Source organism: Mucilaginibacter aquariorum, from assembly GCF_024498135.1.
Classification (GTDB): Bacteria; Bacteroidota; Bacteroidia; order Sphingobacteriales; family Sphingobacteriaceae; genus Mucilaginibacter; species Mucilaginibacter aquariorum.
The window spans coordinates 12,337-30,017 of sequence record NZ_JANHOH010000012.1 but is presented as its reverse complement, the minus strand read 5'-3'; the positions used below and the strand labels follow the sequence as shown (position 1 = coordinate 30,017).

Genomic DNA, 17,681 nt, shown 5'->3' with positions numbered 1-17,681 from the left:
TTGCCTAATTTTTTACACCATGAACGCACACATCACTAAATTACTATATATAATACTCCTACTTATAGCTCCCGTTGCTGCTAACGCACAGGGAGCTAAGCCAACAGCAGGTAGTATATCCGGCCAGTTACAAAACGAACAGGCCAAACCAATGGATTACGCGACAGTAACTTTGTTAAGAGGTAAAGACTCATCTGTTGTTAAAAGCACGCTTACCAACGATGCCGGTAAATACCAGTTTGATAATATTATATCGGGCCGTTACATTATTAAAGCTACAACCGTAGGATACCAGCCTACGTTTAGCCCTGTGCTTGAAGTAGAGGCCGATGAGATACACGCGCCGGTTATAAAAATGCAGCAAAGCAGCCGCAATTTGCAGGGTGTAACCATCACTTCATCAAAACCACTTATCGAACGTAAGCTGGACCGCACGGTAATGAACGTGGAGAATAGTGTACTTGCTGCCGGCAATAACGCATTAGAGATATTAGAGCGCGCGCCAGGTGTTACTATTGATAAAGATGATAACATAAGCCTTAAAGGTAAGCAGGGTGTTACCGTTATGATAAACGATAAACTAACCTATCTGTCTTCAGCGCAGCTTTCCGCTTTGCTTCGTTCAACAGATGGTTCAACCATACAATCTATCGAGATCATTACCAACCCATCTTCTAAATATGATGCCTCAGGTAACTCGGGTATCATCAATATCAAACTAAAAAAGAATAAACAAAGCGGCACCAATGGTAGCTTAACTGCCGGCGCAGCATATGGCTTAAATTTTAGGGATAATACCAGCCTTACTCTAAACCACAAACAAGGCAATTTTAACTTCTTTGGCACATTTAGTCGTGGTGATATTACCCGGCAGAATAATATCAATATAGACAGGGTGGTGGATAGCGCGTCAACCAGTACTTATTTTAAACAACTCACCAGTATGAAAAACTCGGTACATTACAATAATTACCGTTTTGGGGCCGATTACAACACTTCGGCAAAAAACACACTGGGTTTTGTAATAAGCGGCGATTATACCAATGAATACAATGATAACAACAGCAAAACATCATTAGGCTTAACGCCCGATGCTAACGACTCTTATCAGAATACCCTATCAAAAATTAAACAAACTTACCGCAACATAGCCGTTAACCTTAATGATAAAATACAGATAGATACCAGCGGGCAGGAGTTAAGCGTTGATTTAGATTACTCAAAATTCAACAACAACTCGTTTGCTAATTACGATACCTATTTTTTTAAGCCTGATGGCAGTTCTTTAGCCCCTACGCTATTTTTACGCAACACAACACCATCGCGCATAACTATATACACAGGTAAAGCCGATTATACTTATCCCTTAACTAAAACGCTAAAGCTGGAAACAGGTATTAAAGTAAGTTCAGTTAAAACTGATAACGACCTAAAGGCAGAAATAAATAATGGTGATGGGTTTATAAACGATACCTCGCGTACTAATCGTTTTGTGTACGATGAGAAAGTAAGTGCTGCCTATGTAAACCTGGGTAAGACCTACAAAAACACCTCTATACAGGCGGGGTTACGCGCGGAACGAACAAGCTCTAACGGCAATTTGGTAACCAATAACCAGGTGGTTAAACGTACGTATACCGATTTTTTCCCAAGTATATTTATCAATCAAACCCTTTCGCCAAAGCATGAATTGGGCATTAGCTATAGCCGCCGTATAGACAGGCCGAACTATGATAACTTAAACCCCTTTAGGTTTTATTTGGACCAATACACTTACGAGCAGGGTAACCCCTTCCTTAAACCACAGTACACCAATGCTTACGAATTAAATTACACCTATAATAAAACTATAAATGTATCATTAGGTTACAGCCGCACTACTGATGTTAGTGCAGAAGTATTACTTACCGATACGATAAAGAAAGCTACTTACCAAACACGCGCGAACTTGCAGAAGCAAGATTCGTACACTATTAATATTAATACACCTTATACCATTACAAAATGGTGGACAGGTAATATTAACGTAACCGGTTTTTACCAAAGCTTTAAATCTGATTCACTTTCGGGTGGTATGTTAAATAACGGGCAGGCAGCGTTTAATGCCAGAACAACACAAACGTTTTTATTTGCCGGTAGTTACAAGGCGGAGGTTACTGCATTTTATCAATCGGCACTAACCTACAGCATATTTAAAATAAGGCCTCAGTATACCGTTGATGCCGGCGTAAGCCATTCGTTTTACAATAAAAAGCTAAACCTTAAGCTTGCGGTAAGCGATATATTCAATACCCGCCGAAACAACGTGAGCACAAATTACCAAAGCACCAACCTGGTTGTAAGGCAAAAAAACGAAACACGCTTAGGCCGTATAACCTTAACCTACAATTTTGGCAACAGTAAAATTAAATCCCGGGAACACAAAACCGGTTCAGAAGATGAAAAAGGACGCGTGAAAAGCGGTAATTAAGTTTGCAGTTTGTAGTGGGCAGTTAGCACATAAGAAAGGCGATGGGTTTTAGTCCATCGCCTTTCTTTTTTAAAACTTTAGCGCTCCTGCAAACTGCTAACCGCCTACTGCAAACTGACTATTGCCCCACCATAAACACGGCATTGCTAAACAACAGTTTGCCATTCTCCCAAAAACTACGGAATAATGGGTCGTCTACAATGTACACTACCGAGCCACGGCCAAGCGATTGCACACCAAGCAGCAGCCCGTCATTTATTTTTTGTTTGGATTGCGCACCGGCAAAGCCCGCCACATAACTGTTCTTTTGTACAGTACCAACATTCCAGTCATCATCGCCAAGCAGATCGTAAATATCATCGCTTAGTTTTAACGAGTAGTAATAATTAGGCAACCCGAAAGCCAGCGGGTGGGTATTATCCATATTCAGTTTAAAAATAGCGCCCGGGATGCTGGAACGGATAGCATCACGGTTGCGGTCGCCATAAAGTTTAATTATAGCTTTTGTTTTCGCATCGGCCTTGTCATCCTTCTTGATTTCTTTCTTTTTAATACCGAACCCTTTTTTATCTACCAGCGCTGCTACCGCGTTTTCTAAAGCTATTAGCTTTCCGCCATCGCGTACCCAGCTTTGCAGGTTATCAGATAACAGGTCATTATACCTTCCGTCGGGCATTATCAGCACATCAAAATCAGCAAGCTTTATCCGGTTCATATCCTGATACCTGATCACGTTGATAGGATAGCCTATCTGTTGTTCAAAAAAGTGCCACACCTCACCCATCGCTTCCGAGTTAATGCCATCGCCACTAACTAAGGCTACGCGCGGCTGGCGGATAAACCGCACATCGTCCGAACCTATATCCGATCCCTTATCTACAAAACCTGACGAAAGCGGGGTAAGTTCATGCTCCATTTCGGCAGCCGTTTGGGTTACTATCCGGTCGAAATCTGCCCGGTCGTTCCCCGCACGGGTTATTAACAACGAGCCCGCGGTGAATTTTTTACCGCCTGTTTCAAACGGCGTTTCCGAATAACGCACTTTTATCTTCTTCTTTAGCAAAGCCGATAAAAACCTTACATCGGCCACCGATTGCCACGAAGACACATAGGCGTAAGCTTTGGTGTTAGCAAGCGGCTGTGGTTTAACAACGCTCCAGCTATTGTTAGCCGGTTTATACGATTCTTTTACACCATAAGCTTTTAACCCGTAGGCATACGGAAGCGCCCATGCAGTAATATCGTAAGTTGACGAATCAGGAATAATTGTTTTGGGCTCCAGCAATACATGCAGCAGCACTGATTTTGGCTGATAGGCATTTACCACTAAGTCATTAGCGCCTACATTATACTGCTCGGTAGCGCCGGTAAAATAATTATACCCGGTTACCGATTTGTTTGCCAAGCCATACCCAAACTGAATGCCGTTACGGGTTAGCATTTTAGCCAGCTCGTTCACCTTTTCGTTATTATCGTTTTTAATAACATAGGTTTTGTATTGCCCCGGTGGGTTTTGGCGGCTGTTATCAAAGAACTTCTTAAACTCATCTACCACCTTTTGGGCGTTTGCCGATACTATTTCAATGGTACTTAGGCCCGTGGTGTGATGGTGCGAGATGCGCTGTGCCAGGGTAAGTGTATCGCCGCTACGGGTAACAACGGCCAGGCCCGCGCTTATACCGCCCTGCTCATAAGTCATCCCGATAGATCCATTATATAAAGGATAAGTATCACCGTATGATGGATATAACAGATCGAACTCCTGCTTGGTAAAATACATCCAGCCATTTTGGTCAAAGTATTTAGCATTGTTCTTACCAATAACCACCTGAAAATCGCGCTGCCATTGGGTAATATCTTTATGATAAGGCTCTGCAGCGGGGGCAAAATAATAAGGGTTATTATATCCCTGTTCATGATAATCAACATGAACCTCAGGCAACCACTGGTTAAACAGGGCTACGCGCGCCTGTGTTTCTTTTTGAGCCTGCCATGCCCAGTCGCGGTTCAAATCAAAGTAATAATGATTTACACGACCGCCCGGCCATGGCTCCATATGCTCGCGCGATGTTGGGTTGGCATCGGGCGTTAACCCCCGTACCGAGTTATAAAAATTAGCGTAACGATCACGGCCATCAGGATTTAAACAAGGGTCAATAACCACCACGCTGTTTTTCAACCATTCTTGTGTTTTGGTATTTGTTGGGTCAACCATATCAAATAGGGTCCACATGGCGGCCTCGCTTGAGGCAGGCTCGTTACCGTGTACGTTATAGCTTAGCCAGGTAATAACCGGCGCATTAGGCGTTACCGCGCCACTTTCTATCCCTGCAAGGCGCAGATTATTATGCCGTATCTCTTCCAGGCGTTTAATGTTATTTTCGGATGCAATAAACATGGCTATCAACGGCCTGCCTTCGTTGGTGGTACCAAATTGCTGCAGCTCAACATTCTTTGCTGTTTTGGCTACGTATTTAAAGTACTCTACTATAAGGTAGTGCGGGGTAAATTTATCTCCCAGCTTATACCCTAAAAACTCGGCCGGTGATTGTATTTTTTGAGCGAAAACAGATGTTCCGCAAAGCACCGTTATGAATATAAGGAGTAGTTTTTTTAACATATGTTAATGTTTAGATCAATAAAGCTAATCTAAAGATATTTTTTTGAGGTTTCATCATCAGGCTATTAATTCAAATCTGCACATTTGCATATAACGCATGACACCTATACAGGCCCTTCAAAAATATTTCGGATACAACCAGTTCAGGCTTTCGCAGGAAGCCATTATAGCAAATGTTTTAAACAAACAGGACACCTTGGTGCTAATGCCTACCGGTGGTGGCAAATCGCTTTGTTATCAACTGCCTGCCGTGCTATTAGATGGCTTAACTATTGTTATATCGCCCCTTATCGCGTTAATGAAGGACCAGGTAGACAGCCTGAATCTAACCGGTATACCCGCGGCGTTCCTAAACTCCAGCCAAAGCCCCGATGAGCAAAAAGATATTGCCATACAGCTAAAAAATGGCGAAATAAGGCTTTTATATGTCGCTCCTGAGCGTTTATTTGGTGCTGATAACCGCATGATGGGCTTCCTAAAAACGCTGAATGTAGTACAAATAGCCATTGATGAAGCGCACTGTATTTCGCAATGGGGACATGATTTCCGCCCGGAGTACCTGATGCTGGCCGGCTTAAAAAACGAATTCCCCAACGTGCCGGTGATAGCCCTTACCGCTACCGCCGATAAGCTTACCCAAAAAGATATACTGGATAAACTGAACCTGCACCAACCGGCAGTGTTTATTTCATCCTTTAACCGCGAAAATATTACCTATCGGGTTAACCCAAAAAAGAACAGCTTTAACCAGCTTTTAACTTTCCTGGATGCCCGTAAAGATGATTCGGGGATCATTTATTGCCTGTCGCGTAAATCAACCGAGGCACTGGCTGCCGATTTGAAAGAAGAAGGTTATGCCGCCGAAGCTTACCATGCAGGCTTAAACAATGAGGTTAAAGCCCGCAACCAGGAGGCTTTTTTAAAGGATGAGATAAAAATAATTGTAGCCACCATTGCCTTTGGGATGGGGATAAATAAAAGCAACGTGCGCTATGTAGTGCACATGGATTTGCCCAAAAACATAGAGGGCTACTACCAGGAAACCGGCCGCGCAGGCAGAGATGGTTTGGCATCAGATGCCCTGCTTTTATACTCGCCCGGGGATGCCATAAAGCTGCGCAGCTTTGCCACGGTAGAAAACAACAGGGAACAGAGTGCCATTATGCTGAAAAAGCTGGACGACATGGTAAACTTTTGCCAGCTGCATGCCTGCCGCCGTCAATTTTTGATGCATTATTTTGACGAGCCCTTCCCGGACAATTGCGGCTCATGCGATTTTTGCCTGAGCGAATTTGTAAAATTCGACGGAACACTCATCGCGCAAAAAGCATTATCCGCAGTGGCGCGTTTAAAAGAACGGTTTGGAACAACTTATTTAATCGATTTCCTCCGCGGATCTAAAAGTGAAAAGATCTGGGCAGATCATAAACTGCTTAAAACATACGGTGCCGGTGCCGACATTAGCAAAGCCGACTGGCAACGCTACCTGCGCGAATTGATAGCACAAGGCTTTTTGCAAGTTAGCGAGGATGGTTACTCGTCATTAAGGCTTACCCAAAAAAGCGAAGCCGTTTTAAGAGGCGACCTGCAAGTAGAACTGATAGCATCACAAGTTACCGATGAACAGGAACACGAGACGCAGAATTATGAAGCCGAGTTATTGGCCGATCTGCGCAAAAAACGCCAGGAAATTGCCATTGGCGAAAACCTGCCGGCCTATATTATATTATCTGATGCAACGCTATTAGAGATAGCCACTTTCCTGCCGCAAAAAATGGATGAGTTACGCTTGATCTCGGGTTTCGGTGATGTGAAACTTGCTAAATATGGCCGCGAATTTTTAGCGGTTATTAACAGTTATAGTAAAGAGAAGGGATTAACATCCCGCATAACCCAAAAATCGGTAAAGCGCGAGCGCAAAGCGGCTAAACCCAAAAAGGGCAAATTATCAGATACCTTCCAGGCTACGTATTTACTTTACAAAGAGGGTAAAAGCGTTACGGAGATTGCGCATGAACGCGGCTTATCGCCAACAACAATTGAAGGGCATTTAAGTCGCTTTATACAAACCGGCGAACTGGATGTGTATGATTTTGTTAATGAAAGCAAGATCCCTGCTATTAAAGACGCGGTTGAAAGCTACGGCAGCGCCATGTTAGCGCCATTAAAAGAAGTTTTGGGCGATGCCTACAGCTACGGCGAAATTAAAGCAGTTATTGCCTGGATGAATAGAGAAGCGTAATTTAGATTACAGATTAACCATGAAAACTACTACCGAACAACTATATCAATTATTCCTGCATCATACTGTTATTAGTACAGATACACGTAAAATAGCGCCGGACAGTTTGTTCTTTGCACTAAAGGGCGATAGGTTTGATGCTAATACCTTTGCCCAAAAAGCGGTGGAAGCAGGGGCCGCATACGCGGTTATTGATAACCCCGAATATGCGCTTGGCGAAAAGTTTTTATTAGTTGACGATGTATTGACAGCATTGCAGGATCTGGCAAGGCACCACCGCCAACAGTTAAACATCCCGGTTATTGGGCTTACCGGCACCAACGGCAAAACCACTACTAAAGAATTGATCAACGCCGTTTTATCGCATCGTTTTAAAACGTTGGCTACACAGGGCAATTTAAATAACCATATAGGCGTACCACTAACTATCCTTACTATCGATAGCTCGCACCAAATGGCGGTGATAGAAATGGGCGCCAACCATCAAAAGGAAATTGCGCTGCTTTGCAGCATAGCCCAACCCACTCACGGCCTCATTACAAATGTTGGCAAAGCCCATTTAGAGGGTTTTGGCGGGATTGAGGGCGTGAAGAAAGGGAAGGGAGAGTTATATGATTATTTACGTCAATCGGAAAGTAAGGTAGCGTTTGTTAATAGTGATGATGCTACGCTGTTGGAAATGCAAAAGGCAAGAGATTTAAAAAATGTAGTTTACTACGGCAAAAACGCCAACCCTGATAATTTGGTTAGCGGTAGGCTGCTGGATAACTCGACGTTCCTTACGTTGAAGTGGAACGATAGAAAAAGTTCGTCATACAATGTAAAATCGCAGTTAACCGGTTCTTATAATTTAGATAATATATTAGCGGCGATATGTATCGGTTGCTTTTTCGGGTTGAATTGTGACGAGATAAACCAGGGCATTGAGGGATATCAACCAAAAAACAACCGCTCGCAGATCATGCAAACGGCTACCAATACGCTTATTTGCGATTTTTATAATGCCAACCCAAGCAGCATGTTCGTAGCCATTGAAAATATGGATAAAGTACAAGCCACGCATAAAGTAATGATACTGGGCGATATGTTTGAGATGGGTGCAGAATCGGCTGTAGAACACACCTCGGTTATTCAAAAAGCCATGAGTGCCCAGGTAGATGAGCGGATCTTTATTGGTAAAGATTTTTCAAGCCAACAATCGGAAGTACAGAACACCAATCTTATCAATACCACGTTTTACCTTACCGCCGAAGATGCCATCATCGGCTTAAAAACAAATCCTATCACCAATGCTACTATCCTCATAAAAGGGTCCAGAGGCATGGCGCTGGAACGGCTGGTGGAGTTGTTTTAAAAAAAACTTGTCATTTCGAACGATAGAGAGAAATCTTGTTCGAATAGTTGTAGACTTTGCAATTTGAACAAGATTTCTCCTCGTACCTCGTTCGAAATGACATTGGTTATTGGGAAGATAACATCAATTCCGCAACCTCTTCCCCTACCAAACTACCCATAGCTACGCCCATGCCATTGCAGCGCACGGCGCAAAATATGTTCGGCTCCACTTGCTTTACTATGGGGCTTAATTCTTCGCCAAAGCCCATGATACCGCTCCACCAATAATCAATTTCGGTATTTTGCCCGGGCAGGATAATATTATGCAGGTAATTGGTCAATTTTTGTTTTACCAGATCGGTGTGGCCAAACTCCGGGGTTTTCTCGGCAGAAAAGTCAAGGTTACGGCCACCGCCAAAAAGTACCCGGCCATCAATATTACGGAAGTAGTAATAACCCTCGTTAAAATGATAAGTCCCTTTTAACTTTAAACCGGGCACAGGTTTAGTAATCAACACTTGTCCCCTGCCCGGGGTAACCTGCAAATGGGGATACAATTGCTTAGCGAAAGCATTGGTCGCCATTATAACTTTACCAGCTTTAAAATTTCCCTGCGGGGATGTTAAACGGATATGGTCACCTTCATTATGAATTGAATTTATCTCGCACCCGTTCAAAACCAATACATCTTTCTGGTAAACTTTATGGAGTAAGGCACGCATCATTTTACCGGTATGTATCTGTCCCTCAAAAGGGTTGTATATCATCCGGCTTATTCCATTAAAGCCGAAACCTGCAATTTTAGCATTGGCAACTGCATAAATGTCATGCCCGTCAATTGCCGGTTTTAATAATTTATTTAATCTTTCAATACTATCAATTGCCTCTTCCTCATCCGCTTCCTCGCCTTTCATAAATAACTCGTAGCCACCATGCTGATAATAATCAATATTTTCATCGCCCAGGTTTTGACGTAAGCGCTGCAAGCCACGCCATTTGTAATTGGCAAGGCGTGCAACCTCCTCCTCGGATGAATGTTTAAGTGCCTCTAATTGTTCGGAAACTGTACCAAAACAGGCAAAACCGGCGTTTTTTGTACTGGCACCGCTTGGTAAAAACCCGCGCTCTAAAACCAGGACCTTCAAATTTGGCTCCCGGGTTTTTAAATGCAGGGCAGCGCTAAGGCCCACAATGCCACTGCCAATAATAATTACATCGGCATTATCAATGAATGCGGTATGTTCCCAGTATGAAAAATTGCCTGACATAGATTTCAAATGTAGTGCTTTTGACTTTGAACTTTATACTTTCAACTTAAACTGGAATGCTTTTTGAAATAGACTTTATATAAAACTATTGAAAAATGATAAACCTATTATTCGTATCCTATAATTCAGCCTTGCTGCTCATGATAGTGATAGCACTGGTGAGCTTTATTGTGCAATGGCGTTTTAAAAGTAAGTTCAAGCAATATTCAGAAATGCCTTTGTTATCCGGCTTATCCGGCAAAGATGTGGCCGAGCGCATGCTGAAAGATAATGGCATATATGACGTAAGGGTAATTTCTGTTGAAGGTCAATTAACTGACCACTACAACCCTGCAGATAAAACAGTTAACCTTAGTCCGGATGTTTATCACAGCCGCAGTATTGCGGCCGCTGCTGTTGCCGCCCACGAGTGTGGCCATGCGGTACAGCATGCAAAAGCTTATAGCTGGTTAACCTTCCGTTCGGCAATGGTACCTGTGGTAAATGTGGCATCAACGCTAACCCAGTGGACGCTGATGATTGGCATTATGCTGTTATTTTTTACGCATAACCCGTATGTACTGGCAATTGGTGTTGCTGCTTTGGCATTGGTTACCCTGTTTAGCTTTATTACCCTCCCGGTTGAGTTTGATGCCAGCCAGCGCGCTTTAGCGTGGTTGGATAACAACTATACCATTATGCAAACCCGCCAGGAACACGAGCAGGCAAAAGACGCCCTTTGGTGGGCCGCCATGACCTACGTTGTTGCCGCTTTAAGTGCATTGGCTACGCTGGTATACTACGCCTCATTCCTGTTTAACAGGAGGAACTAAGTTGCTAAAGCAAGCTCTTAAAACAACAATCAAACAAATATTAAATCGCCTCAAAATAATTGGGGCGATTTTTTTATGGGTTGTAGCACTTTAAACTGATTGGCCGTAATGTATATGTAATGGGTTTCAAAACCCTCGCAATCAATCTATAAAAGATAAGGGTGTGCAACTCCTTCTGTATTGAGTGATTTTTTTAGTTTAACTGTTAAAGGCTGCCCACGGGTGGCCTTTTTTATATCCCTTCTGCTGAAAGCCTGCGCATTCACACAAAGTGTAAATTTTAGTGTTGTGTGTTAATCATGGCATCAACCGAAACTGATAAAGGCTGGCGTTCCAGGCTGCACGAGATCATTTATGAATCAAACACCCGTGCTGGAAAAGCATTTGATGTAGCCCTGCTGATAGCCATTTTTACCAGCATTATTGTAGTGATGCTGGATAGTGTGGAAAGCATTCATCAACAACACGGGCAGCTTTTAAAATACGTTGAATGGGGGTACACCATACTCTTCACCGTAGAATATATTTTACGACTCATTAGCATCAGGCAGCCTACCGGTTATATATTTAGTCCGTTGGGGATAATTGACCTGATAGCGCTGATTCCATCCTATCTCAGCATTTTCTTTATCGGCGCACAATCGTTATTGGTGTTTAGGGCGCTGAGACTGCTGCGGGTTTTCCGGATCTTTAAGCTGAGCCGTTTTTTAACCGAGATAAATTTTTTAACCGTTGCCTTGAAGGGTAGCCTTCGCAAGATCAGTATATTCCTGCTCACTGTTTTATCGCTTACGATTATCCTGGGTTCTGTTATGTATTTGGTAGAGAAGCGCGAGAACGGATTTTCCAATATCCCCGAAAGTATTTACTGGGCAATTGTTACCATTACTACAGTAGGTTATGGGGATATATCGCCCGTTACCCCAATGGGCAAGTTTGTAGCTTCGATAGTAATGCTGATAGGTTACGCTATTATAGCGGTCCCAACGGGTATTTTAACCCATGACCTGGCAATAGCTGCCCGCCAGAAAAAAGAACTGCCCGAAGCCTGCCCAACCTGTGGCCGCGAAGGGCATGACAGCGATGCTACATTCTGCAAATTTTGCGGATCGGCGCTTTTATAAAAGCCCGAAATGTGCATTTAAATCAAAATAAATAACATTTACATGTAGCGTTAGGGCTAAGGCCTGCGTACTGGCATTAATCGTTCTATTGATTTTGCAGTACAACGTATTGCATATGCCTCCGTAAGACAGCCGGCCAGCTTCTTTAAAGGCGGATAATCTTTAGTTTGATTGTTGTTTAGAAAAGGCTGCCTTAGGGCAGCCTTTTTACTTATGTCCACCTAAACAAAAAAGCCCCAACATTTCTGTCGAGGCCTATATCCTGGATCTTGATTCTAATTTAATTAAGCCTGTATGGCGCTATTAAATAAAATTCGGGGATCTGTACATTGAATACTGAATTATCCAGCAGGCGTTCCATTTGGTATTCGCCTTTCATGCTGCCCATATCGGTTTTAAGATTGCAACCGCTTACATATTCGTGCGAATTACCCGGTTCAATTACTGGCTGCAGGCCCACAACTCCTTCACCTTCTACTTCGCGCTTGGCGCCGTTTGAGTCAAAAATATACCAGTGCCGGCTTACCAAACGTACGGCATAATTACCCATATTTTCAATGCTCACTTTATATGCGAACATAAAATGATCATTCATTGGGTTAGAATATTCGGGTTGGTAAATTGTTTCAACTGAAACCTTAACACCTTCAGTTATGGTAGTAGCCATCGCTTTATTGTCTGTTTATATTCAAATATATATTTTACAAACAAATATTACGCCATTTCAAAAGCATATTTTTTGTCAACTTCGCCTAATATATCCATAATCTCTTCTACAGTACCGGCCGTTACCAGTTTCATGCGATATTCTTTAAAGTCGGGCACGCCTTTAAAGTAGTTGCTGTAATGGCGGCGCATTTCAAAAATACCGGTACGCGGGCCTTTCCATTCCATCGATTTTTCGAGGTGGGTTTTGCAAACCTCAATGCGCTCGGCAATGGTGGGTTTATCCAAATATTCGCCCGTTTTAAAGAAATGTTTAACCTCGCGGAAGATCCATGGGTAACCAATAGCGGCACGGCCAATCATCATCCCATCAACGCCATACTCCATACGCCAGTTGGCCGCTTTCTCAGGCGAATCGATATCACCGTTACCAAAAATTGGGATCTGTATACGCGGGTTCTTTTTAATCTCGCTTATCAGGGTCCAATCGGCAACACCTTTATACATTTGCGACCGGGTGCGGCCGTGTATAGTTAGCGCCTTTATACCTACATCCTGCAGGCGTTCGGCAACTTCGTAAACATTTTTTGTATTATCATCCCAGCCAAGGCGGGTTTTTACAGTAACGGGTAAATGAGTAGCCTGTACAACCGCTTTGGTCATGGCAACCATTTTATCAATATCCTGCAACAGGCTTGCACCGGCACCACGGCAGGCAACCTGCTTAACGGGGCAGCCGTAATTGATATCCATCAGGTCCGGGCCTGCTAATGAGGCTATCTCGGTTGCTTCGCGCATGTGGTCGATATCACTACCAAAGATCTGGATCCCTATGGGGCGCTCGTATTCAAATATGTCGAGTTTTTGGCGGCTTTTAGCGGCATCACGTATCAGTCCTTCGGAGGAAATAAACTCCGTGTACATCATATCCGCACCGTTTTGCTTACACACGTAACGGAAAGGCGGATCGCTCACGTCTTCCATCGGTGCCAGCAGCAGCGGGAACTCCCCTAAATCAATATTTCCTATTTGTACAGACATGGCTTATATTTAAGCGCTGCAAAAATACAAAATTTAAGCTATATGACGAAAAGCGCTGTAAGTCAAATGCCCCCGGGGAAGCAACTCCTACTTTTTATACTGATATTTATAGGGGTATTTACTGCATTTAACATATTAGGGATTATAGCGGTTGGCTTAATTTATGGCTTTGGCCTGATAATGGATATTGCCCATTTAAACTTTACGAACCCGCAAAGTATCCCCGCCTTATATATTTTACAGATAATAACCACCACCCTCCCTATTTTTTTAGCGCCCATTATTTTTGCTTATTGGGTAGTGAAAGATCCGCAGGAATATATTAAACCATCATTCCGTTTCCCGTGGGTGTTATTTGTTGTCGCCTTTTTTGTGATGTTGGTATCATCGCCATTAATAGAGGTTTTGAGCAATGTAAACCAGCAATTGGTTTTACCAAAATGGTTAAGCGGACTGGAAAGATGGATGAAGGAGAGCGAAGAAAGCGCCCGCCGGGTTACTATGGCCATATTGAAAATGAATACCCTTTGGGATTGTATTAAAAACCTGATACTGATTGGCTTTTTAACCGCCGTTGCCGAGGAGTTTATGTTTCGTGGTGGCTTACAAACCATTATGGCCCGGTTAACTAAGAATATACATGCGGCCATTTGGATAACAGCCGCCCTTTTCAGTGCTTTCCATATGGAATTTTATGGCTTTTTACCCCGCCTACTGCTTGGTGCACTGTTTGGTTATTTTGTTGCTTATAGCGGCAGTATATGGCCGGCGGTTTGGGGGCATTTTTTAAATAATGGCACGGCTGTAGTAGCAACCTATCTATATCAAAAAAAGCACATTAAGCTAAACCCCGATGCCACGGATGTATTTAGTTGGTGGCAGTATATATTTAGCCTGATAATTATTATAATTTTGCTGATAGTTTACAAAAAGGTAGCATTGGGCAAAGAGCGGGGCCCTGTATTAAATGGAGAAGAACTGGGTTAAGATTTACACTTCGTCAAACTTTTATGAGTCAGAGATTGTGAAACAGGTACTTACCGGGTACCAGATAGATGCCGTAGTGCTTAACCGGCAGGCATCATCACACCAGGCTTTTGGCGATATTGAAGTATATATCCACCAGGAAAACTTTGGCCGTGCTATCGAAATAATGATACTGAACCAAATTAACTTATGAAGACACGCGCCATAACGGGCTTTTTTTTTACAATAGTGATGCTGGGGTCGTTTTTACTGGGTTACCAGGTATTCGCCGGCTTTTATTTAGTACTTAGCTGCTTTTGCTTGTATGAGTTTTATTCCCTAATTAAAAAAGACACAGCAACCCCAAATGTTCCCGTTGGGATACTAAGCGGCGCGTTACTTTTCAGCGGCGCGGCACTGCTTAATTATTCGGATATGTTTGCCCTGCCTGCCTTAAACGGGCATCAATTAGCTTATTTATTGTTGTTTTTGTTTGTTTTGAGTGTTAGCCTTGTTTTTGTACGGGAGTTATTCAAGATCTCGGTGGCGCCGTTTGCCAATATTGCCTATACATTGGTAGGGATGGCTTTTGTGATCATACCTTTCAGCTTTTTTCACGCGCTGGCCTATATTAACAACCAGGGTTTTAACTTTCATATCCCGATGGCGTTTTTATTAATGCTATGGGCTAACGATACCGGCGCCTACCTGGTAGGCCTTACTATTGGCCGCACCAAGCTTTTTGAACGCCATTCGCCAAAAAAAACATGGGAAGGTTTTATTGGCGGTGTAGTGATCAGCGCGGGCGTAGGTTATATCATCAGTTTATATTTCCCCGAGCTGGATTGGAAACAATGGATGAGTGTTGGGATATTGATTTCTTGCTTCGGCACACTGGGCGACCTGGTAGAATCTATGTTTAAACGCAGCATAAATGTGAAGGACTCCGGCAGTATATTACCCGGCCACGGTGGTTTACTGGATAGGTTTGATGGGTTATTACTTGCCGCCCCTATTGTATATACTTACTTATACTTCGTTGTAAATGCTTAATTTTGTAGAAACTTATTACCCTATATATGACTTTTCATAAAGAAGGATATACATCACTTGCCTTAACAGTGCTGTTCATATTTGTATTGAACGCGTTGATCTCCTTTTATTTTCCCGATGCCCACACTGTAAAATGGATAGTTTACATCCTGTCGTTTTTACTGCTTGCAACTATTGTACAGTTTTTTCGCAGCCCTGTTTTACATATTACCCCGGAAGAATCGCAGGTGCTTTGCCCTGCAGATGGCAAAGTAGTGGTAATTGAAGAAACGGAAGAAACAGAATTTTTTAAAGACAGGCGCATACAGTTATCGGTATTTATGTCGCCGGTTAATGTGCACGTAAACCGTAACCCTATCAGCGGCGTTATTAAATATTTTAAATATCACCCGGGTAAATACCTGGTGGCATGGCACCCAAAATCATCAACCGAAAACGAGCGCACTACGGTTGTAACCGAAAACAGCGAAGGCACCCAGATATTATTCCGCCAGATAGCGGGGGCGCTTGCCCGCCGTATTGTATGGTATGTTAAAGAGGGTGATGTGGTTGAACAAGGCCAGCAATTTGGCTTTATTAAATTTGGATCGAGGGTGGATATTTTCCTTCCGTTAGGCACCAAAATTAATGTAGAACTTAACCAGGTAGTAAAAGGCGGTCGCACGGTATTAGCCGATTTGTTAAATAACGTAACGTTGCCATCTGAAACTTCGGATGTGGTTGAAACACATATCCCCGATGTTGAAAAGCCACTATCTGATGAGCATGGCGAACCAACATTAGTTATTGAGCACGACCTGGAGAAAGAGCAAGCTGTTGAAAAGCCGGAAGGTAAAGCAACTCCTGCTAAGAAACCGGTTGCCGCTGCCAAGCCAAAACCAACCACCGCAACAAAATCAACTACAGCAGCAAAACCAAAAACGGTTAAGAAAAGCGAGAAAAAATAGTTTAATCAAAATAGAAAAAGCCCCTATGCAATTGCGCAGGGGCTTTTTTATGCTCGATAATGTGCCCCTATCTCTTCTCTACCCTATCATAAAACCCACCAAACGAATTGTTTTTCACTGCATCCTCGTTAAAGAAATCGCCGGGGAAGCCCAATTCTATTTTGCTGGCATCGTCAAGCTTTTGGATGTGGGCCGGGCTTAATATCACATCTATTGTTTTCAGGTTATCTTTCAACTGGTCAACTTTGGTAGCGCCAACAATTGGGATGCAGCTAAAACCTTTGCTCATTGTCCACTGCAATGCAACGTGGCTTTCAGATACGCCAAGTTCCTGCGCAACTTCCATTACTACTTTGGTAATATTTTCGCTGCGCGCATCCAGGCGTTTGCTATCGGGTTTTATGCGGCCTTTGTCGCCCTTTAGATATTTCCCCGTTAATGCACCGCCTGCCAATGGCGCCCATGGGGTAACCGTCATTCCGAAGTGTTTAGCCATGGGGATCAGTTCGCGCTCGGCGGTGCGCGCCAGCAGGCTGTATTCTACCTGTAGGGCTATAAACTGGCTCCAGCCCATTAGTTCGGCAAGGGTGTTACCTTTGGCTACCACCCAGGCAGGCGTGTCGCTGATGGCGGCGTAGGTTATTTTCCCTTGTTTTATCAGGTCATCCATAGCGCGCAGCACCTCGTCAATCGGGGTAATATCATCCCAAATGTGCAGATACAGTACATCTATAAAATCTGTTTTTAAACGCTTCAGGCTATCCTCCACGCTCCGCATCATGTTTTTGCGGTTGTTGCCGCTTGCATTGGGATTGGTCATATTATCCTTTAAGCTGTATTTGGTGGCCAGCACAAAGTAATCGCGGTCGTGGTTGGCTATATAATCGCCAATGATCTTTTCGCTGGTGCCCAGTTTGTATATATTGGCGGTATCCAGGAAATTGCCGCCCTCATTAGCGTAGGCATCCATGATCTCGAAGCTGGTGGCAGCATCGGCACCCCAGCCGCCCTCGGTTCCAAAACCCATTGTGCCTAAACAAAGTTCGGATACCTTTAATCCTGATCGGCCTAATAATTTATAATTCATGGTAGTAGTAGTTTTTTTAGATGAACGTTGCAGACAAAATTCCTGTTTTA

The 17,681-nt window shown here is 43.3% G+C and carries 13 protein-coding genes and 1 pseudogene; 9 read left to right on the top strand and 5 right to left on the bottom strand.

Annotated features, from left to right (window positions below; genetic code table 11):
• The first annotated feature begins 19 nt into the window (after positions 1 to 19).
• Entirely contained in the window at positions 20 to 2,470 is a 2,451-nt protein-coding gene (locus NPE20_RS24475; protein ID WP_256541340.1) for an outer membrane beta-barrel family protein, read from the top strand.
• A 118-nt stretch (positions 2,471 to 2,588) separates the two neighbouring features.
• On the opposite strand, the gene NPE20_RS24470 is transcribed toward NPE20_RS24475, so the two are convergent.
• On the bottom strand, positions 2,589 to 5,090 hold the full coding sequence (locus NPE20_RS24470) for a M14 metallopeptidase family protein (protein WP_256541339.1): 2,502 nt from the start codon (positions 5,088 to 5,090) through the stop codon (positions 2,589 to 2,591).
• A 97-nt stretch (positions 5,091 to 5,187) separates the two neighbouring features.
• On the opposite strand from NPE20_RS24470, the gene recQ reads away from it, so the two are divergent.
• Complete coding sequence (recQ, locus tag NPE20_RS24465) at positions 5,188 to 7,332, top strand: DNA helicase RecQ (protein ID WP_256541338.1); 2,145 nt, start codon at positions 5,188 to 5,190, stop codon at positions 7,330 to 7,332.
• Between the two features lie 19 nt (positions 7,333 to 7,351).
• On the top strand, positions 7,352 to 8,686 hold the full coding sequence (locus NPE20_RS24460; protein ID WP_256541337.1) for a UDP-N-acetylmuramoyl-tripeptide--D-alanyl-D-alanine ligase: 1,335 nt from the start codon (positions 7,352 to 7,354) through the stop codon (positions 8,684 to 8,686).
• A 106-nt stretch (positions 8,687 to 8,792) separates the two neighbouring features.
• On the opposite strand, the gene NPE20_RS24455 is transcribed toward NPE20_RS24460, so the two are convergent.
• Complete coding sequence (locus NPE20_RS24455; protein ID WP_256541336.1) at positions 8,793 to 9,935, bottom strand: NAD(P)/FAD-dependent oxidoreductase; 1,143 nt, start codon at positions 9,933 to 9,935, stop codon at positions 8,793 to 8,795.
• A 95-nt stretch (positions 9,936 to 10,030) separates the two neighbouring features.
• On the opposite strand from NPE20_RS24455, the gene NPE20_RS24450 reads away from it, so the two are divergent.
• A complete protein-coding gene (locus tag NPE20_RS24450) occupies positions 10,031 to 10,747 on the top strand; it encodes a zinc metallopeptidase (protein WP_256541335.1) in 717 nt (238 codons plus the stop codon).
• Between the two features lie 299 nt (positions 10,748 to 11,046).
• Positions 11,047 to 11,871: an ion transporter gene (locus NPE20_RS24445; protein ID WP_256541334.1), complete on the top strand. Its 825-nt coding sequence runs from the start codon at positions 11,047 to 11,049 to the stop codon at positions 11,869 to 11,871.
• A gap of 280 nt (positions 11,872 to 12,151) precedes the next feature.
• On the opposite strand, the gene apaG is transcribed toward NPE20_RS24445, so the two are convergent.
• Together apaG and dusB are read right to left on the bottom strand one after the other, a co-directional pair.
• Positions 12,152 to 12,538 carry a Co2+/Mg2+ efflux facilitator ApaG/CorD gene (gene apaG, locus NPE20_RS24440; RefSeq protein ID WP_256541333.1) on the bottom strand — a complete coding sequence of 129 codons (387 nt, stop codon included), beginning with the start codon at positions 12,536 to 12,538 and terminating at the stop codon, positions 12,152 to 12,154.
• Between the two features lie 47 nt (positions 12,539 to 12,585).
• Entirely contained in the window at positions 12,586 to 13,578 is a 993-nt protein-coding gene (gene dusB / locus NPE20_RS24435; protein WP_256541332.1) for a tRNA dihydrouridine synthase DusB, read from the bottom strand.
• A 42-nt stretch (positions 13,579 to 13,620) separates the two neighbouring features.
• Between dusB and NPE20_RS24430 the strand changes: the two genes are divergently transcribed.
• The 4 genes and pseudogenes from NPE20_RS24430 to NPE20_RS24415 all read left to right on the top strand — a co-directional run.
• Positions 13,621 to 14,565, top strand: a complete 945-nt coding sequence (locus NPE20_RS24430; RefSeq protein ID WP_256541331.1) for a CPBP family intramembrane glutamic endopeptidase — start codon at positions 13,621 to 13,623, stop codon at positions 14,563 to 14,565.
• Positions 14,546 to 14,758, top strand: coding sequence for a putative signal transducing protein (locus NPE20_RS24425; RefSeq protein ID WP_256541330.1), 213 nt, complete (start codon positions 14,546 to 14,548; stop codon positions 14,756 to 14,758). The genes NPE20_RS24430 and NPE20_RS24425 overlap by 20 nt, the downstream gene beginning before the upstream one ends.
• Entirely contained in the window at positions 14,755 to 15,597 is an 843-nt protein-coding gene (locus tag NPE20_RS24420; protein WP_256541329.1) for a phosphatidate cytidylyltransferase, read from the top strand. Before NPE20_RS24425 ends, NPE20_RS24420 begins: the two co-directional genes overlap by 4 nt.
• 26 nt (positions 15,598 to 15,623) lie before the next feature.
• Positions 15,624 to 16,277, top strand: a pseudogene (locus NPE20_RS24415) (phosphatidylserine decarboxylase family protein); the annotation flags it as partial.
• Between the two features lie 334 nt (positions 16,278 to 16,611).
• Here the strand turns inward: NPE20_RS24415 and NPE20_RS24410 are convergent.
• Entirely contained in the window at positions 16,612 to 17,631 is a 1,020-nt protein-coding gene (locus NPE20_RS24410) for an aldo/keto reductase (protein WP_256541328.1), read from the bottom strand.
• Between the last annotated feature and the right edge of the window lie 50 nt (positions 17,632 to 17,681).